Below are 17,157 nucleotides of genomic sequence, written 5' to 3' on the forward strand. Positions count from 1 at the left end.
GTCCTGAATCCGGCCATGAATGCGCATTTGGTCCGGGTCGAATCGCTAGGACATCGGGACGCGGCGTGTATTATCCGGGGTGGCGGATTTCCGCGCCCGTGGGGACGGGCCTTGCTCTGCGCTGCCGTTTCTTGAGGAGATTTTACATGCTTGAGGATGAGCAGGATCGTGCCGGAAAGGCCGAGACTGTTGTCCTGCATGTGTTGCCGGTCGGCGGCGGCATCCTGGCGCTGTCCCCGCTGCCGGGCGCCGGGGGCGATTATCGCGGTGACCTGGAGCATCTGTCCAGCTGGCGCCCTGCGCTGGTGATTTCTCTGGTCAGCCATGTCGAGATGCTGGAGGCCGGGGCCAAGGAACTGGGCCAGAACATCCAGGACAAGGGCACGCGATGGTCGCATCTGCCGATCCGCATGGGCAAGGCTCCGAACGCCAATGTCGAGGCAAGCTGGCCCGCCATCAGCACGCAGGCGCGGCGCGCGCTGCTGGGCGGCGGGCGCGTGATGATCCACAGCCGCGAAGGGCGTGGCCGGGCCGGCATGATGAGCCTGCGATTGATGATCGAGGCGGGCGAAGCGCCGGACGAGGCGCAGGCGCGTCTGGAAGGGGTCCAGGGCGGATTGTTCCTGTCGCAGGAGCAGTTGGACTGGGCTCTTGCGGCAGAGCGTGAGCCTGTGCCGTTTGTCCGGCACGCGAAGTCCGGCTGAGGTGTTCCGGCAGGAGCGCGGGCCAAGGCTTTGTCCCGGTTGGCGATCTTGGTGTGCGCCGCGTCTGCGGTGCGATAGGGGGCCAAACGCCGTCGGCTCTGCGAATGAAATCGGAAATGGATGCCTGGCATGGAGAGGGAGTTGGCGGTGATCTTTCGCGCTGCGAAAGACACCCTTGCCAACGCGGTTTTTTCGCCTGCGCGAAAAACCCGGAGGTGAGAGATTGCAACGACCCAAGCGGGACTCGTTACGGCTGCTTCCTTCCGGACCTGACCGAGTTGGCGAGGCGCCTGCCCGCACAACCTCTCGAGGCCTCATTTAGGCGACCCGGAGACATTTTGCAATGGGGGGCGGCAAGGACCTCCCGTTCGCCGGCAAGGGGCGCTATGACGGCGCGATGGACCAGACATTCGAGATATTCGCAAGCGCGCCTCCCGGATTGGAGCCTTTCCTGCTGGACGAGGTGCGGCAGGCGGGCTTTGCCGGTGCGGTGGCGGTGCCGGGCGGCGTGACCTTTCAGGGCGGCTGGGCGCAGGTGGCGCGGGCCAACCGCGAGTTGCGCGGGGCGGGGCGCATTTTGGCGCGGTTCGCGTCCTTTCGGGCGATGCACCTGGCACAACTCGACAAGCGGTCGAAAAAGCTGGATTGGGCCGCGATGCTGCGCGCGGACGTGCCGGTGCGGGTCGAAGCGACCTGCCGCAATTCGAAGATCTACCATGATCGCGCCGCGCGCCAACGGGTCGAAGGAGCCATCACCGCGACCGTGGGCGCGCCGGTGTTGTCCGAGGCTTCGGACGAGGCGGTGCGCATCATGCTGCGGATCGAGGACGACCTGGCGGTGTTCTCGGTCGACACCTCGGGCGTGCCGCTGCACAAGCGCGGCCACAAGGAGCAGGTCGGCAAGGCGCCGATGCGCGAGACGCTGGCCGCGCTGTTCCTGCGCGCCTGCGGCTATGACGGCACGCAGCCGGTGGTGGATCCGATGTGCGGCTCGGGCACCTTCGTGATCGAGGCGGCGGAATGGGCGGCGGGGCTGGCGCCGGGCCGGTCGCGCGCCTTTGGCTTTCAACAGCTGGCCGTCGCGGTGCCCGAAGCCAGCCCGGCCACGGCGCGGCCGGTGGCGCAGCGCTTTTACGGATCGGACCGGGATGATGGCGCGATCCGCATGAGTCAGGCCAACGCGGCCCGCGCCGGGGTGGCGGAGCTCTGCACCTTTACCCGCGCGGCGGTGAGCGACCTTCAGCGCCCCGAGGGCCCGCCCGGGCTAGTCATGGTCAACCCGCCCTATGGCGCCCGGATCGGCAACCGCAAGCTGCTGTTCGCGCTGTATGGCAGCCTGGGCGCGGTGCTGCGCGAGCGGTTTGGCGGCTGGCGGCTGGGCATGGTGACGGCGGACGGCGGGCTGGCCAAGGCGACCGGCCTGCCGCTGGAGGCCGGGCCGCCGGTGGCCTTTGGCGGGCTGTCGGTCAAGCTGTATCAGGCGCGGCTCTGACCCTGCGCCTCGGCGATCTGCTGTCTCAGCGCCTCGGCCACCGGGCCGGGTTGCGAGGTCAGGACCATGTGACCGGCACCGCCGACGACCGTCTCACGCACCTGCGGCAGGCGGGACATCAGGCCGCGATGCACCTCGGCGACGATCGGCAGGGTTTGCGCGCCGCGCAGCAGCGTGACGGGGATATCCAGCCGCTCAAGCCCGCCGGGCACCAGCATCCCGGCGCGGTCGTGCCACAGCGCGGATTCGGTGGCGCGGACAAAGGGCAATTGCCGCGCCATGCCCGCCTGGATCCGCTCGGGGAAACCGTCCCAGGGCAGGCCGCCGCCCCAGAGTTCGTGAAACAGGCGCGCGGCCAGGGGCAGGTTGCCGGCGTCGCATTCGCTGTATATCGCGGCCTCGGCCGCCTGGTGATCGCGCTTCAGCGGGCTGTCCGGCGCGGCGGCAAAGAACACCGGTTCGATCAGCAGCAACGAGGCGACCTGCCCGGGGTGCTCCAGCGCCAGGCGCAGGGCCAGCGTCGCGCCAAAGCTGTGACCGGCGAGGTGAATGCCGCTGTCCAGAAAGGGCCGCAGCGCGGCGCAGGCCGCGTCATGCACGTCCGCGCCGCCAGGGAAGCCGGGGCTGCGGCCATGGCCGGGCAGGTCGGGGGCGGTCAGGGTGCAATCGGCGGCCAGTGTTTCGGCCACGGCTTTCCACATCCCGCCCTGGCCCAGCCCGCAGTGCAGGGCCAGTACCGGGGCGGGGCCGCTGCCCCAGCTCCGGCTGTGCAAGCCGCTTACCGGGGCCGCATCGCGCATCAGAGCGTGCCGGAAAGATGCGCGTCGAGATCCTCCAGCCGGTCATGGCCCCAGAAGCTCTGGCCGCTGTCCACCACGTAGAAGGGCGCGCCAAAGACGCCGCGCTCCACCGCCTCTTCGAGGTTGGCCGGGTAGATCTCGGCCCCGGTCAGCAGCCCGCTGTCGGCCAAGGCCGGGTCGAAGCCGGCGGCCTCCAGGCTGGCCTTGATCACGGCTTCGTCGGCGACGTCCTTCTGTTCCGCCCAGCAGGCGGACAGGAGGCGGCGGCAGAGCAGGCCGATGTCGCCTCCGCCGGCCTTTTGCGCGGCGATGATGGCGTAGGAGGACGGCGCGGCATTGGTGGGGAAATGTGCGGGCTTGGCATGGTAGGGCAGGCCGGTCTTTTTCGACGCGCGGGCCAGTTCCTGAAGGCGGTAGGCCTGCCGGCTGGCGTGGCGTTGGCCGGGCGGGGTGCCTCCGGTCCGGCCGAACAGGGCAATGATGTCGAGCGGCTTGTAGGTGATCGTTGCGCCGTGTTTCTCGGCGATCTGTTCCAGCCGGTCACCTGCGAAATAGGTGAACGGGGAAATCGTCGAGAAGAAATAGTCGATATGGGCCATGTTGCCGCCTCCGGGGTCCTGTGCTGGCGCCGACCCTAGGGTCGTGCTAACCGAACCGCAACACGTCACGAATCCGTCATCTGCAAGGGACGCGCCCATGCCCTCTGTCATCGAACCCAAACTGATCGCCGGCAACGCCAACCCGCAACTGGCCAAGGCCATCGCCCGCCGCATGTCGCTGTACCGCGGGATGAGCGTCAAGCTGGTCGATGCGCGGGTCGAGCGGTTCAACGATCAGGAAATCTTTGTCGAGGTCTTCGAGAACGTCCGCGGCGAGGACATGTTCATCCTCCAGTCGACGTCGAACCCGGCGAATGACAACCTGATGGAACTGCTGATCATGTCGGACGCGCTGCGGCGCTCATCGGCGGCGCGGATCACCGCGGTGATCCCCTATTTCGGCTACGCCCGGCAGGACCGCCGCACCAAGGCGCGCACGCCGATCACCGCCAAGCTGGTGGCCAACATGATCGCCGAGGCCGGGATCGAACGGGTCCTGACGATGGACCTGCACGCGGCGCAGATCCAGGGCTTCTTCGACATCCCGGTGGACAACCTCTATGCCTCGCCGATCTTTGCGCTGGACATCAAGCGGCAGTTCCAGGACCTGGGCGACGTCATGGTGATCTCGCCCGACGTGGGCGGCGTGGCGCGGGCGCGCGAACTGGCCAAGCGGATCAACGCGCCGCTGTCGATCGTCGACAAGCGCCGCGAGAACCCCGGCGAGGTCGCCGAGATGACCGTGATCGGCAGCGTCGAGGGCAAGCGCTGCATCATCGTCGATGACATGTGCGACACCGCCGGGACGCTGTGCAAGGCGGCCGAGGTGCTGATGGAGCACGGCGCGACCGAGGTGCATGCCTACATCACGCACGGCGTCATGTCCGGCCCGGCGGTCGAGAGGGTGTCCAAATCGGTGATGAAGTCGCTGGTGCTGACAGACACCATCGAGCCGACCGATGAGGTGTCGGGCGCCACCAATATCCGCGTCCTGCCGACCGCGCCGCTGTTCGCGCAGGCGATCCTGAACATCTGGAACGGCACCTCGGTGTCGTCGCTGTTCGAGACCGACACGCTGGGCCCGATCTACGAAGGCATCCTCTGAGATCGGACCGGCAGGCCACGGGGCTTGACCCGGATCAAGGACCGGGCCCGCGGGGGTGCTACTGTCCCTCGAAAGGTTTTCAGGAGCGTGCTGATGAACCGCGTGTTGGTCCCCTTGGCCGGGGCAATGATGGCGCTGTCCTGCGGCATGGCGCAGGCGGATGAGGCCGCCACGGCGGCGCTGTTCGCGCGCGCCTGCGGCAAGTGCCACGGGGCGGATCCCGCCGGGTTTCTCTCTCAGGGCGTGACACGGACAGGCGGCACGCTGACCGGGGTCGAGACCGGGGTGCCGGTGGCGCAGTATCTCATGTCGGGCCATGGCAGGCTGACCGAGGCGGAGGTCACGCAGCTGATGGCCCTGTTCGAGACGCTGGTCGAGTAGCGGTCAGTACAGTTCCCAGTCGTCTTCGGATCTGACTTCACCGATCGCCGTCCAGCTCATGCGGACCCGGGCGACCCGGGTATCGGACCAGGTACGGAACACGAGGTCAAAGCCGGTGGGGGTGATGTTCTCGGCCGCGATGTCGGCGCGGACGTTGGCGCCCTGGTCCATGTCCCAGAGCGACAGCGAGACCTGCACCGTGGGGTCCGACAGGAAGGGTTCGGAGAAGAGGACCGGCTTGCGCCGCTCACGGGCACCGTCGCCCGTCCACATCTCGCCGCCATTGGCGAAATCGGAAAACACCTCGTCATTGCCCTGATCCACGCCGATCAGGCTGCCCACGTATTTCTTCATGCCCTGCCTCGCCTCGTTCCATGTTCGATAGTTTTTCAATCGGGCGGAAATGTGAAGCGGAAAGGGCGTCACGCACCTGCGACACCGCGCGGCCGCAGAGGCCAGAAGACGGCGGCACTGACCACCAGCAGGACGGCGGTCAGCAGGAAGGGCGCGCCCGGCAGGTAGACCGGCGCATCGGGCGCGGCAAAGACGCGGAACAGCGGGGTGACGATCAGCGGCGCGGTCACGGCGGCGATGGCGTTCTGGCTGGCGATCACGCCTTGCAGCAAGCCCTGCCGGTCGTCGTCGACCAGGTTCGAGGCGATGCCAGTGGCATTGGGCGGGGCCATGTCCGACAGGCAGGCCAGCGGCAGGAAGGCCCAGACCAGCCAGGCCGACTGAATGACCCCGTAGGCGCACGCAACGACGATGCCGGCCGCGACGGCCACCATCAGCGTGCGCCATTCGCCCAGGCTCGGGATCATGACGCGCATCAGCCCGCCCTGGGTGATGACCACGCCCACCCCGTAGGCCGCCAGCGACAATCCGATCAGCGCCGAGGACCAGCCGAATGTCTCGCGCGTCCAGTAGGCCCAGAGCACCGGGTAGACCATGTTGGAGAACTCGAACAGGAACAGGCCCGCCAGCGGCAGGCCGAGGCCCGGCAGGCGCAGCGCGGCGAGGATGCTGCCGAAGGGGTTGAGGTCGCGCAGGTGAAAGGCGCGGCGGCCTTCGGGCGGCAGGCTTTCCGGCAGCACGACCAGGCCAAAGAGGAAGTTGGCGGCGGCAAGGACTGCGGCGGCCCAGAAGGGGGCGGTGACATGCACCCCCGCCAGCAGCCCGCCCAGCGCGGGGCCGAGGATGAAACCGACGCCGAAACTGGCGCCGATCAGGCCGAAGTTGGCGGCGCGGTCCTTCGGGTCCGAGATGTCGGCCAGGTAGGCGGTGGCGGTGATGTAGGTGGCCCCGGCGATCCCGGCGAGGATCCGGCCCACCAGCAGCACCCAAAAGCCGGTGGCCAGCGCCATGATGACATAGTCGAGGGCCAGCGCCGCCAGCGTCACCAGCAGCACCGGCTTGCGTCCCAGCGCGTCCGACAGGCCGCCCACGGCGGGCGAGCACAGGAACTGCGCCCCGGCATAGGCCGCCATCAGCACGCCCCCCCAGAAGGCCCCGGTGGCGGTGTCCGCGGCACCGACGCGGGCCATCAGGTCGGGCATGATCGGAAAGATCAGCCCGATGCCGATCGCGTCGAGCAGGATGGTGGCCAGGATGAACCAGAGCGCGCCGCGCCGTGCTGCCATGGGACCAATACCGGGGCTGTGCCGCAAATGACGCGGCCGGAAAACAAAAGGCCCCGCCGGGGCGGGGCCTGTTCGCCTTACACGAGGCGGCGCCTCAGAGCGAGGGCTGTTTCGGGTCCAGCCCGATGTGCGTGCCGATCGCCACCATGTCCTGCAGCATCTTGACCGCGTCGTCGACGAGGCCGGGATGCTCGGCGGTTTCCTTGGTCTGCTGGTAGACGCGGTGCGCCTCGTCCACCAGAGCCTCGTAGGTCGCCTGGTCCATGTCCGCGCGCGGCAGCGCCTGCTCGGCCAGGATCGACAGGCTCTCGCCGATCTCGGCGAAGCCGCCGGTGACAACGAACTGCTCGGTGCCCTTTTCGGTCTCGACCGTCAGGACACCGGGGCGCAGCGTGGTGATCAGCGGCGCGTGGTGCGGCATGGCGGTCAGATCGCCGGCCGCGCCGGGGATCTGCACCGAGATCACCTCAGCCGACATCAGCAGTCGCTCGGGCGACACGAGGTCGAATTGCATCGTTTCTGCCATGTTCATCTCCGGTTCCGGGGCGGTGGGTTACAAACCCACCCTACCCCGGCGTTTGAGGTTTCCGTAGGGTGGGTTTTCAACCCACCACCACCTTAGGCAGCCTCGGCGGCCAGACGCTCGGCCTTGGCGATCACGTCCTCGATGCCGCCGACCATGTAAAAGGCCGCTTCGGGGAGGTGGTCGTATTCGCCGGCGACAACCGCCTTGAACGACTTGATGGTGTCCTCGAGCGGAACCTGCACGCCGTCAGAGCCGGTGAAGACCTTGGCCACGTCGAAGGGCTGCGACAGGAAGCGCTGGATCTTCCGTGCACGGGCCACGGTCAGCTTGTCCTCTTCGGACAGTTCGTCCATCCCGAGGATGGCGATGATGTCCTGGAGCGACTTGTAGCGCTGCAGGATGCCCTGCACGTCACGCGCGACCTGGTAGTGCTCTTCGCCGACGATCTGCGGGTCCATCAGGCGCGAGGACGAGTCGAGCGGGTCCACGGCGGGATAGATGCCGAGTTCCGAGATCGCACGCGACAGAACGGTGGTTGCGTCGAGGTGGGCGAAGGTGGTTGCCGGGGCGGGGTCGGTAAGGTCGTCCGCGGGAACGTAGACGGCCTGGATCGAGGTGATCGAACCGGCCTTGGTCGAGGTGATGCGTTCCTGCATCTGGCCCATGTCGGTGGCCAGCGTCGGCTGGTAGCCCACGGCCGAAGGAATACGGCCGAGAAGGGCCGACACCTCGGAGCCCGCCTGGGTGAAGCGGAAGATGTTGTCCACGAAGAACAGAACGTCGGTGCCGGAGGCATCGCGGAACTGCTCGGCCAGGGTCAGGCCGGTCAGCGCGACGCGGGCACGGGCGCCCGGAGGCTCGTTCATCTGGCCGTAGACCAGCGCCACCTGCGACTCCTTGAGGTTGTCGGGCTTGATGACGTTGGATTCGATCATCTCATGGTAAAGGTCGTTGCCCTCGCGGGTCCGCTCACCCACGCCGGCGAACACGGAGAAGCCCGAGTGCACCTTGGCGATGTTGTTGATCAGTTCCATGATCAGAACGGTCTTGCCCACGCCGGCGCCGCCGAACAGGCCGATCTTGCCGCCCTTGGAGTAGGGGGCCAGCAGGTCGACGACCTTGATGCCGGTCACGAGGATCTCGGACTCGGTCGCCTGCTCGCTGAACGCGGGGGCGGGCTGGTGGATCGAGCGGTACTCGTCCGCCTCGACCGGGCCGCCTTCGTCCACCGGCTCGCCGACGACGTTGATGATGCGTCCCAGGGTCGCCGGGCCGACCGGCACCGAGATCGGGCCGTCGGTGTCGCTGACGCGCTGGCCGCGAACGAGGCCTTCGGTCGCGTCCATCGCGATGGTGCGGACGGTGTTTTCGCCCAGGTGCTGGGCCACTTCGAGCACCAGCTTCTTGCCGTTGTTTTCAGTGGTCAGCGCGTTCAGAATTGCCGGCAGGTGGTCGTCGAACTGCACGTCGACCACGGCGCCAATCACCTGGGTGACCTTGCCTTGTGCGTTTGCCATGTGGTTTCTCCGGTATTCCTTAGAGCGCCTCGGCGCCCGAGATGATTTCGATCAGTTCGTTGGTGATGACGGCCTGACGCGAACGGTTGTATTCGATGGTCAGCCGCTCGATCATGTCGCCCGCGTTGCGCGTCGCGTTGTCCATTGCAGACATCCGCGCGCCCTGTTCGGAGGCGGCGTTCTCAAGCAGCGCCGAGAAGATCTGCGTGGCCACGCCGCGCGGCAGGAGGTCTGCCAGGATCGCCTCTTCGTCGGGTTCGTAGTCGTAGAGCGTCGAGCCGCCCTCGTCCTGCGAGCCGTCGCTTTCGTAGGCGGCGGGGATGATCTGCAGCGCGGTCGGCACCTGGCTGATGACGGACTGGAACTTTGCGTAAAAGATCGTCGCGACGTCGAACTCGCCGGCGTCGAACCGGCCGAGGATCTTGCGCGCGATGTCCTGCGCGTTGCCGTAACCGACACGCTTGACCTCGGAGAGGTCGATGTGACCGACGCTGAGGTTGCCGTAGTCGCGCTTCAGCTGCTCGCGGCCCTTCTTGCCGACGGTCAGGATCTTGACCGTCTTGCCCTGGGCCTTGAGCTTGTCCGCGTGGGTCTTGGCCAGCTTCACGATGTTGGTGTTGAAGCCGCCGCAGAGGCCGCGCTCGGAGGTCATGACCACCAGCAGATGCACGTCGGAACAGCCCGTCCCGGCCAGAAGCCGGGGCGCGCTGGCGCTGTCACCGACCGAGGCGGCCAACGACGCCATCACACCGTTGAAGCGGTCCGCGTAGGGGCGGGCCGCCTCGGCCGCATCCTGTGCCCGCCGCAGTTTTGCGGCGGCCACCATCTGCATGGCCTTGGTGATCTTGCGGGTCGACTTGACCGACGCGATCCTGTTCTTGAGGTCCTTCAGGTTGGGCATCAGTCGATCCCCTTACGAGAAGTCTTTGGTGAATTCATTCAGAACGGCGCGGACCTTGGCTTCGGCGTCACCCTTGATCTTGGGGTCTTCCTTGGTGATCCAGTCCAGCAGGTCCTGGTGCTTGCCGCGAACATGGGCCAGCAGGCCCTTTTCGTAGCGGCCGACATCCTTGACCGCGACCTTGTCGAGGAAGCCCATGGTGCCCGCGCAGATGACCAGCACGATCTCGGCGTTGGTCAGCGGCGAATACTGCGGCTGCTTCATCAGTTCGGTCAGGCGCGAGCCACGGTTCAGCAGCTGCTGGGTCGCGGCGTCGAGGTCCGAGCCGAACTGCGCGAAGGCGGCCATCTCGCGGTACTGGGCGAGCGACAGCTTGATCGGGCCGGCGACGGATTTCATCGCGTTGGTCTGGGCCGAGGAGCCCACGCGCGACACCGACAGACCGGTGTTCACGGCCGGGCGGATGCCCTGGTAGAACAGTTCGGTTTCCAGAAAGATCTGGCCGTCGGTGATCGAGATCACGTTGGTCGGGATAAAGGCCGACACGTCGCCGCCCTGGGTTTCGATGATCGGCAGCGCGGTCAGCGACCCCGAGCCGTTGTCCTCGTTCAGCTTGGCCGAACGTTCCAGCAGGCGCGAGTGCAGGTAGAAGACGTCGCCCGGATAGGCTTCGCGGCCCGGCGGGCGGCGCAGCAGCAGCGACATCTGGCGGTAGGCGACGGCCTGCTTGGAGAGGTCATCGTAGATGATCAGCGCGTGGCGGCCGTTGTCGCGGAAGTATTCCGCCATCGCGGTCGCGGCGTAGGGCGCCAGGAACTGCATCGGGGCCGGGTCGGAGGCGGTGGCTGCCACGATGATGGTATAGTCGATCGCGCCGGTTTCCTCGAGCTTCTTCACCAGCTGCGCCACGGTCGAACGCTTCTGGCCGATCGCGACGTAGACGCAGTAGAGCTTCTTGCTCTCGTCGTCGCCGGCGGCGTCGTTGTAGGCCTTCTGGTTCAGGATCGTGTCGAGCGCCACGGCGGTCTTGCCGGTCTGGCGGTCGCCGATGATCAGCTCGCGCTGGCCGCGGCCGATCGGGATCATGGCGTCGACGGCCTTGAGGCCGGTCGCCATCGGCTCGTGCACCGACTTGCGCGGGATGATGCCCGGCGCCTTGACGTCGGCGACGCGGCGCTCGGAAGTCGCGATCGGGCCCTTGCCGTCGAGCGGGTTGCCCAGGCCGTCCACGACGCGGCCCAGCAGGGCCTCACCGGCGGGCACGTCCACGATGGCGTTGGTCCGCTTGACGGTGTCGCCTTCCTTGATGTCGCGGTCGGAGCCGAAGATCACGATACCGACGTTGTCGGTTTCGAGGTTCAGCGCCATGCCCATGATCCCGCCGGGGAACTCGACCATCTCGCCGGCCTGGATGTTGTCGAGGCCATAGACACGGGCGATACCGTCGCCGACCGAGAGCACGCGACCGATCTCGGCGACTTCGGCGTCCTGGCCGAAGTTCTTGATCTGGTCCTTCAGGATCGCAGAAATCTCTGCTGCTTGGATACCCATTTATCCGACCTCTTTCATTGCATTCTGGAGGGAGTTGAGCTTTGCGCGGATCGAGGTGTCGATCATCTTGGAGCCCATCTTGACGACAAGACCGCCGATGAGGCTTTCATCGACGGTCGCACTGATCTTCACATCCTTGCCGACCTTCGCCTTCAGGGTATCCGCCAGCTGGGCGGCCTGGGCATCGGTCAGCGCGGTGGCGGACACCACTTCGGCGGTCACCTCGCCCTTTTCGACGGCGATCATCTCGCGCAGGCGGGACACCATGTGCGGCACGACGAACAGGCGGCGCTTGGAAGCCATGAGGCTCAGCACGTTCTTGATCGCGGGCATCAGGCCCATCTTGTCGGCGATCGCGGCGATGGCGGCGCCCTGCGCGTCGCGCGAGTAGACCGGGTTCACCAGCAGCTCCCGCAGGTCCGCGCTCTCGGAGAGAGCGGCCGAAAGGTCATCCAGGTTGGCTTCGAGTTCGGGAAGCGCGCCGGCCTCCTTGACGATCTCGAAGACGGCGGTGGCATAGCGGTTGGCGATGCCGGAGGAAATCGATGCTGAGTCAGACACGTCCACCCTTCCGATAGTATGCCGACACGGCACGCGCCCCCCTCGGGGGCGGCACCTGACCGGCTGTCCCTCACCCTGAATTTTCCCAAGGCGATCAAATCGACGCGGATGTAGCAGAGCCTCCCCCACCTAGCAACATGCTAAGGAAAGATAAAAGCGGGCGCCAAAGTGTGCGTTTTCAGATATTTGGCCCTGTTCGGGCTGTTGGTGCGACCTTTCGTGCCTGCCCAAGGTGCATCGAAACCACGGTTTTTTCTGCATTTGCACGATTCCCGGGCGGTTTTCCCGGACCTGCCAGCGCGTTGCGCGGTGCGAAAACCGGCGCCGGTGAGCTGTCCTGCGGTGTCCCGCGCGGGGCCCGTCAGACCGGTTTCGGCTTGCCCGCCGGGCTCAGCACCTCGAGCGGGTTCAGCACTTTTGCGGCCTGGCCGACGCGGCGCCGGGACGGCGGGTGGCGCTTGGCCGCCTCGACCAGCATGACCCCGCCCGCCAACACCGGCACGGCGCGGCCGATCCGTTCCCAGCCCGGTCCTGTCTTCATCCAGAAGCGGCGCGACGAGGGCGGCTGATACAGCACCGACACGTGGCGTTCGGGGACGAAGTCATGCGCCTTCAGCTGCGTCTCCAACTGGCCGATGGAATACGGGCGGCCAAAGCCGAAGGGCGTGTGGTCCGCCCGCGCCCAGAGGCCCGAGCGGTTGGGCAGGATGAACAGCGCCTTGCCGCCGGGTCCGAGCACGCGATACGCCTCGTCCAGCAGGTCCGATGGACGCTCGGAGGTTTCCAGCCCGTGCATCAGGATCAGCCGGTCGACATGCCCGGTTTCCAGCGGCCAGAGGGTTTCCTCGCTCAGCACCGACACGTTGGCCATCCCCGCGGGCCAGGGCATCACGCCCTGCGGCGCCGGCATCAGCGCCAGGACGCGGCGCGAGTCCTTGAGGTAGGGGCGCAGCAAGGGCGCGGCGAAACCGTATCCCACCACGGTCTGTCCCTGTGCCTCGGGCCAGAAGCGCAGCACCTGGTCGCGCAGGATCTTCTGCGCAGCGCGACCCAGCGCACTGCGGTAGTAGAAATCGCGCAACACCTGCACATCCAGATGCATTGATACCCCTGATCCGATGCGCCACTGTGGCCACAAGCGCATCCTGACAAAGCCAGGGAGGAAAGACCATGCCCCTCGAGATCGTCACTGTCCCCTGCCTGAAGGACAACTACGCCTACCTCGTGCACGGACCGGACGGCACCGCGCTGATCGACGCGCCCGAAGCCGCCCCGATCATCGCGGCCCTGGACGCGCGGGGATGGACGTTGGGGGTCATCATGATCACCCACCACCATCACGATCACGTCGGCGGCGTCGCCGAACTGCGCGACCGCTACGGCTGTGCCGTCATGGGCCCCAAGGCCGAGGTCGACAAGCTGCCCCGGCTGGATCACGCGCTGGAGCCCGGCTTTGCCGGCGGCACCGGCGAGGGCCGCTGCGAGGTGATCGCGGTGCCCGGCCACACCCTGGGCCACATCGCCTACCACTACCCCGAGGCCAGGGCGGTGTTCACCGCCGACAGCCTGATGGCGCTGGGCTGCGGGCGGGTCTTTGAAGGCACGCCCGAGATGATGTGGGAAAGTATGGAAAAGCTGGCCTCATTGCCGCCTGAAACCATGGTATACTCGGGGCATGAATACACCCAGGCCAACGCACGCTTTGCGCTGACCATTGAACCGGAGAACCAAGCGCTTATATCGCGATCGCAGGACATCGATGCAGCGCGGGCAAAGGGGCGCCCGACGGCGCAGGTCCCGCTTTCCGTCGAACTGGCAACAAACCCCTTCCTCAGGGCCGCGCAGCCCGGCGTAAAGGCTTCCGTGGGCCTGCCCGATGCCAGTGATGCCGAGGTCTTTGCCGAGGTGCGCGCGCGCAAGGACAGGTTTTGACCATGCTCGCGCCAAGTTTCGGTGGTTTGTCCAAATGTGAAGCGCTGCGCGAGAGAAAAAACTTGAAGAGCGGACACAATCGACCAAACTTTAATACTATGAGGCAATGCTGATCCTCACGGACCGGCGCAGACAAGAGGAGCACAACCGTGCCTTCATTCTCGAACACCCTTGAGCAGGCAATCCACGCGGCGCTCGCGCTCGCGAACTCGCGCAGCCACGAATTCGCCACGCTCGAACATCTTCTCCTTGCGCTGATCGACGAACCGGATGCCTCCCGCGTGATGAAAGCCTGCTCGGTCGATACCGAGGAGTTGCGCACCACGCTGGTCGAATTCATCGACGATGACCTGTCGAACCTGGTGACCGACATCGAGGGATCCGAGGCGGTGCCCACCGCCGCGTTCCAAAGGGTCATCCAGCGCGCGGCCATCCACGTGCAAAGCTCGGGCCGGACAGAGGTGACGGGCGCCAACGTGCTGGTCGCCATCTTCGCCGAACGTGAGTCGAATGCCGCCTACTTCCTGCAGGAGCAGGACATGACCCGCTACGACGCGGTCAACTTCATCGCGCACGGCGTCGCCAAGAACCCGGCCTACGGCGAAAGCCGCCCGGTGCAGGGCGCGACGGACGCCGAGGAAGAAGCGGCCCAGGCCGAGGCGGCGACGCCGGGATCCGACAAGGAATCCGCGCTGGGCAAGTATTGCGTCGACCTCAACGCCAAGTCGCGCAAGGGCGATGTCGACCCGCTGATCGGCCGCCATGCCGAGGTCGAGCGCTGCATCCAGGTGCTGTGCCGCCGGCGCAAGAACAACCCGCTGCTGGTGGGCGACCCCGGTGTGGGCAAGACCGCCATCGCCGAGGGGCTGGCGCGCAAGATCGTCTCGGGCGAAGTGCCCGAGGTGCTGTCCGAGGCGACGATCTATTCGCTCGACATGGGCGCGCTGCTGGCCGGGACCCGCTACCGCGGCGACTTCGAAGAGCGGTTGAAGGCCGTGGTGCAGGAGCTTGAGGAACATCCCGACGCGGTGCTCTTCATCGACGAGATCCACACCGTGATCGGCGCCGGGGCGACCTCGGGCGGGGCGATGGACGCGTCCAACCTGCTGAAGCCCGCGCTTCAGGGCGGCAAGCTGCGCACCATGGGATCGACCACCTACAAGGAATTCCGCCAGCATTTCGAAAAGGACCGCGCGCTCAGCCGCCGGTTCCAGAAGATCGACGTGAACGAGCCTTCGGTCGAGGACACCATCAAGATCCTCAAGGGTCTGAAGCCCTACTTCGAGGATCACCACAGCGTGAAATACACCGGCGACGCGATCAAGACCGCGGTCGAACTGTCGGCGCGCTACATCAACGACCGCAAGCTGCCCGACAAGGCGATCGACGTGATCGACGAGGCCGGCGCGGCCCAACACCTGGTGGCCGCCTCCAAGCGGCGCAAGTCGATCGGCACCAAGGAGATCGAGGAAGTCGTGGCCAAGATCGCCCGCATTCCGCCCAAGAACGTCTCCAAGGACGATGCCGAGGTGCTGAAAGACCTGGAAAACACGCTCAAGCGCGTGGTCTTTGGCCAGGATGCCGCGATCGAGGCGCTGTCTTCGGCGATCAAGCTGGCGCGTGCTGGCCTGCGCGAACCGGAAAAGCCGATCGGCAACTATCTCTTTGCCGGCCCGACGGGTGTGGGCAAGACCGAGGTGGCCAAGCAGTTGGCGGATTCGCTGGGCGTGGAACTGCTGCGCTTCGACATGTCCGAGTACATGGAAAAGCACGCCGTCAGCCGCCTGATCGGCGCGCCTCCGGGCTATGTCGGCTTTGACCAGGGCGGCCAGCTGACCGACGGCGTCGACCAGCATCCGCACTGCGTGCTGCTGCTGGACGAGATCGAGAAGGCGCATCCGGATGTCTTTAACATCCTGCTGCAAGTGATGGACCACGGCACCCTGACCGACCACAACGGCCGGTCGGTGGACTTCCGCAACGTGATCCTGATCATGACCTCGAACGCCGGTGCGGCGGAGCAGGCCAAGTCGGCCATCGGTTTCGGCCGCGACCGCCGCGAAGGCGAGGACACTGCCGCGATCGAGCGGACCTTCACGCCGGAGTTCCGCAACCGCCTGGACGCGGTGATCAGCTTTGCGCCGCTGCCCAAGGAGGTGATCATGCAGGTGGTCGAGAAGTTCGTCCTCCAGCTTGAAGCGCAGCTGCTGGATCGCAACGTGACCATCGAACTGACCAAGCCGGCGGCCGAATGGCTGGCCGACAAGGGCTACGATGACAAGATGGGCGCGCGTCCGCTGGGCCGCGTGATCCAGGAGCACATCAAGAAACCGCTGGCCGAGGAACTGCTGTTCGGCAAGCTGACCAAGGGCGGAATCGTCAAGGTGTCGATGCGCGACGGCAAGCTGGTGCTGGACCTCGACGGCCCGGAAAAGCCCCGCCTCGGGTCGAAGAAACCGCCGCTCCTCACGGCGGAATGACACCCGCGCGCCTCATTGGGGCGCTTGTCCTGATCACCTCCGCCCCGGTTGCCGGGGCGGAGGACATTCGTCTGGCCCAACCCATCGACTGTGTGCTTGGCCAGACCTGCTATATCGAGGACTACGTCGACAACGACCCCGCGGAGCGGAGCCAGAAGGACTACACCTGCGGGATCAAGTCGCGCGACGGGCATCGTGGCACGGACTATGCCTTGCTGGACTTCGGCTCTGTTGCCCAGGGCGTTGCGGTCAGGGTCTCTGCCGCGGGAACAGTGCTGCGCACGCGGGACGAGATGCCGGATGACCGGCTGATGCGCGGCGTGACGGACTCGAACGCTTGCGGCAACGCGGTGCTGATCGACCACGGGGAGGGGTGGCAAACGCTCTACTGCCACCTGCGGCTGGGCTCCGTCTCCGTGGCGCCTGGCGACCGGGTGCAAGCGGGCGATGCGCTGGGCATGGTCGGTCTGTCCGGGCAGACCAACCATCCCCACGTCCACCTGACCGTGCTGCGCGACGGCCAGACCGTCGATCCCTTTCGCCCCGCTGCCACCGGCACCTGCGGCGCACCCGGTGAAACGCTGTGGATCGACCCGCCGGCCTATACGCCGACGGGACTGATCACCGCCGGCTTTTCGGATGGGGTGCCGACGCTGGACGCGGTGAATGACGGCTCGGCGCGCCGCGACGGCCTGTCCCCCGGTCAGCCGCTGGTGGTCTATGCCCACGCCGGGTATCCGCAACCCGGCGACGTCCTGACCCTGTCGGCAAAGGGACCTGCGGGCACCGAGGTCTTTCGTCGCGAGATCACCTTCGAAAACGATCAGATCAGCCAGATGCGCGCGTTCGGCAAGAAGGCCCCTGCCGGCGGCTGGCCGGAGGGGGAATACCTGGGCAAGGCGCTGCTGACCCGCGACGGCGCCGTCATCGCGCACCGCTTTTCCCATGTGACCGTGGCCGACTGAGCC

Annotated in this window: 17 protein-coding genes and 1 other RNA gene; 7 read left to right on the forward strand and 11 right to left on the reverse strand. The window is 66.6% G+C overall.

Annotated elements, in window-relative coordinates:
* Positions 1 to 146: 146 nt before the first annotated feature.
* Positions 147 to 704 carry a protein-tyrosine phosphatase family protein gene (locus tag MAA8898_RS06850; RefSeq protein ID WP_094020249.1) on the forward strand — a complete coding sequence of 186 codons (558 nt, stop codon included), beginning with the start codon at positions 147 to 149 and terminating at the stop codon, positions 702 to 704.
* Positions 705 to 915: 211 nt separating this feature from the next.
* Here MAA8898_RS06850 and ffs read toward each other — a convergent pair.
* An RNA gene (gene ffs, locus MAA8898_RS06855) (signal recognition particle sRNA small type) lies at positions 916 to 1,015 on the reverse strand.
* A gap of 32 nt (positions 1,016 to 1,047) precedes the next feature.
* Here ffs and MAA8898_RS06860 point away from each other — a divergent pair.
* Positions 1,048 to 2,196, forward strand: a complete 1,149-nt coding sequence (locus MAA8898_RS06860) for a THUMP domain-containing class I SAM-dependent RNA methyltransferase (protein ID WP_245853269.1) — start codon at positions 1,048 to 1,050, stop codon at positions 2,194 to 2,196.
* Here the strand turns inward: MAA8898_RS06860 and MAA8898_RS06865 are convergent.
* The gene (locus MAA8898_RS06865) at positions 2,181 to 2,996 is read right to left on the reverse strand and encodes an alpha/beta fold hydrolase (RefSeq protein ID WP_094020250.1); all 816 of its coding nucleotides are present in this window, start codon (positions 2,994 to 2,996) and stop codon (positions 2,181 to 2,183) included. The genes MAA8898_RS06860 and MAA8898_RS06865 overlap by 16 nt on opposite strands.
* Positions 2,996 to 3,595, reverse strand: a complete 600-nt coding sequence (locus tag MAA8898_RS06870; RefSeq protein WP_094020251.1) for a 2-hydroxychromene-2-carboxylate isomerase — start codon at positions 3,593 to 3,595, stop codon at positions 2,996 to 2,998. Before MAA8898_RS06870 ends, MAA8898_RS06865 begins: the two co-directional genes overlap by 1 nt.
* A gap of 97 nt (positions 3,596 to 3,692) precedes the next feature.
* Here MAA8898_RS06870 and MAA8898_RS06875 point away from each other — a divergent pair, with 97 nt between their 5' ends.
* Positions 3,693 to 4,700, forward strand: a complete 1,008-nt coding sequence (locus tag MAA8898_RS06875; protein WP_094020252.1) for a ribose-phosphate pyrophosphokinase — start codon at positions 3,693 to 3,695, stop codon at positions 4,698 to 4,700.
* Positions 4,701 to 4,793: 93 nt separating this feature from the next.
* Entirely contained in the window at positions 4,794 to 5,081 is a 288-nt protein-coding gene (locus MAA8898_RS06880) for a hypothetical protein (protein ID WP_094020253.1), read from the forward strand.
* A 3-nt stretch (positions 5,082 to 5,084) separates the two neighbouring features.
* Here the strand turns inward: MAA8898_RS06880 and MAA8898_RS06885 are convergent, their stop codons facing one another.
* From MAA8898_RS06885 to MAA8898_RS06920, 8 genes are all read right to left on the reverse strand, one after another.
* On the reverse strand, positions 5,085 to 5,435 hold the full coding sequence (locus MAA8898_RS06885; RefSeq protein WP_094020254.1) for an H-type lectin domain-containing protein: 351 nt from the start codon (positions 5,433 to 5,435) through the stop codon (positions 5,085 to 5,087).
* A gap of 68 nt (positions 5,436 to 5,503) precedes the next feature.
* Positions 5,504 to 6,721, reverse strand: coding sequence for an MFS transporter (locus tag MAA8898_RS06890; protein ID WP_094020255.1), 1,218 nt, complete (start codon positions 6,719 to 6,721; stop codon positions 5,504 to 5,506).
* Between the two features lie 94 nt (positions 6,722 to 6,815).
* Positions 6,816 to 7,247 (reverse strand): F0F1 ATP synthase subunit epsilon, encoded by a 432-nt coding sequence (locus tag MAA8898_RS06895; protein ID WP_094020446.1) that lies wholly within the window; start codon positions 7,245 to 7,247, stop codon positions 6,816 to 6,818.
* A gap of 92 nt (positions 7,248 to 7,339) precedes the next feature.
* Entirely contained in the window at positions 7,340 to 8,764 is a 1,425-nt protein-coding gene (gene atpD, locus MAA8898_RS06900) for a F0F1 ATP synthase subunit beta (RefSeq protein WP_094020256.1), read from the reverse strand.
* Positions 8,765 to 8,783: 19 nt separating this feature from the next.
* Positions 8,784 to 9,665, reverse strand: coding sequence for a F0F1 ATP synthase subunit gamma (locus tag MAA8898_RS06905; RefSeq protein ID WP_094020257.1), 882 nt, complete (start codon positions 9,663 to 9,665; stop codon positions 8,784 to 8,786).
* 12 nt (positions 9,666 to 9,677) lie between these two features.
* Entirely contained in the window at positions 9,678 to 11,216 is a 1,539-nt protein-coding gene (atpA, locus tag MAA8898_RS06910; RefSeq protein ID WP_094020258.1) for a F0F1 ATP synthase subunit alpha, read from the reverse strand.
* Positions 11,217 to 11,783, reverse strand: a complete 567-nt coding sequence (locus tag MAA8898_RS06915) for a F0F1 ATP synthase subunit delta (RefSeq protein ID WP_094020259.1) — start codon at positions 11,781 to 11,783, stop codon at positions 11,217 to 11,219.
* Positions 11,784 to 12,138: 355 nt separating this feature from the next.
* Positions 12,139 to 12,879 carry a methyltransferase domain-containing protein gene (locus tag MAA8898_RS06920; RefSeq protein ID WP_094020260.1) on the reverse strand — a complete coding sequence of 247 codons (741 nt, stop codon included), beginning with the start codon at positions 12,877 to 12,879 and terminating at the stop codon, positions 12,139 to 12,141.
* A 68-nt stretch (positions 12,880 to 12,947) separates the two neighbouring features.
* On the opposite strand from MAA8898_RS06920, the gene gloB reads away from it, so the two are divergent.
* From gloB to MAA8898_RS06935, 3 genes are all read left to right on the forward strand, one after another.
* The gene (gene gloB / locus MAA8898_RS06925) at positions 12,948 to 13,709 is read left to right on the forward strand and encodes a hydroxyacylglutathione hydrolase (protein ID WP_094020261.1); all 762 of its coding nucleotides are present in this window, start codon (positions 12,948 to 12,950) and stop codon (positions 13,707 to 13,709) included.
* Between the two features lie 149 nt (positions 13,710 to 13,858).
* Positions 13,859 to 16,189: an ATP-dependent Clp protease ATP-binding subunit ClpA gene (gene clpA, locus MAA8898_RS06930; protein WP_094020262.1), complete on the forward strand. Its 2,331-nt coding sequence runs from the start codon at positions 13,859 to 13,861 to the stop codon at positions 16,187 to 16,189.
* A complete protein-coding gene (locus MAA8898_RS06935; RefSeq protein WP_094020263.1) occupies positions 16,186 to 17,154 on the forward strand; it encodes a M23 family metallopeptidase in 969 nt (322 codons plus the stop codon). The genes clpA and MAA8898_RS06935 overlap by 4 nt, the downstream gene beginning before the upstream one ends.
* Positions 17,155 to 17,157 lie beyond the last annotated feature (3 nt).

This window comes from Antarctobacter aquimaris (genome assembly GCF_900184945.1).
Lineage (GTDB): Bacteria > Pseudomonadota > Alphaproteobacteria > Rhodobacterales > Rhodobacteraceae > Maliponia > Maliponia aquimaris.

Bases quoted from the DNA above. Each gene is read 5' to 3' on its own strand.
- MAA8898_RS06850 (WP_094020249.1), top strand. From the start codon at position 147: ATGCTTGAGGATGAGCAGGATCGTGCCGGAAAGGCCGAGACTGTTGTC.
- MAA8898_RS06860 (WP_245853269.1), top strand. From the start codon at position 1,048: ATGGGGGGCGGCAAGGACCTCCCGTTCGCCGGCAAGGGGCGCTATGAC.
- MAA8898_RS06865 (WP_094020250.1), bottom strand. From the start codon at position 2,996: ATGCGCGATGCGGCCCCGGTAAGCGGCTTGCACAGCCGGAGCTGGGGC.
- MAA8898_RS06870 (WP_094020251.1), bottom strand. From the start codon at position 3,595: ATGGCCCATATCGACTATTTCTTCTCGACGATTTCCCCGTTCACCTAT.
- MAA8898_RS06875 (WP_094020252.1), top strand. From the start codon at position 3,693: ATGCCCTCTGTCATCGAACCCAAACTGATCGCCGGCAACGCCAACCCG.
- MAA8898_RS06880 (WP_094020253.1), top strand. From the start codon at position 4,794: ATGAACCGCGTGTTGGTCCCCTTGGCCGGGGCAATGATGGCGCTGTCC.
- MAA8898_RS06885 (WP_094020254.1), bottom strand. From the start codon at position 5,435: ATGAAGAAATACGTGGGCAGCCTGATCGGCGTGGATCAGGGCAATGAC.
- MAA8898_RS06890 (WP_094020255.1), bottom strand. From the start codon at position 6,721: ATGGCAGCACGGCGCGGCGCGCTCTGGTTCATCCTGGCCACCATCCTG.
- MAA8898_RS06895 (WP_094020446.1), bottom strand. From the start codon at position 7,247: ATGGCAGAAACGATGCAATTCGACCTCGTGTCGCCCGAGCGACTGCTG.
- atpD (WP_094020256.1), bottom strand. From the start codon at position 8,764: ATGGCAAACGCACAAGGCAAGGTCACCCAGGTGATTGGCGCCGTGGTC.
- MAA8898_RS06905 (WP_094020257.1), bottom strand. From the start codon at position 9,665: ATGCCCAACCTGAAGGACCTCAAGAACAGGATCGCGTCGGTCAAGTCG.
- atpA (WP_094020258.1), bottom strand. From the start codon at position 11,216: ATGGGTATCCAAGCAGCAGAGATTTCTGCGATCCTGAAGGACCAGATC.
- MAA8898_RS06920 (WP_094020260.1), bottom strand. From the start codon at position 12,879: ATGCATCTGGATGTGCAGGTGTTGCGCGATTTCTACTACCGCAGTGCG.
- gloB (WP_094020261.1), top strand. From the start codon at position 12,948: ATGCCCCTCGAGATCGTCACTGTCCCCTGCCTGAAGGACAACTACGCC.
- MAA8898_RS06935 (WP_094020263.1), top strand. From the start codon at position 16,186: ATGACACCCGCGCGCCTCATTGGGGCGCTTGTCCTGATCACCTCCGCC.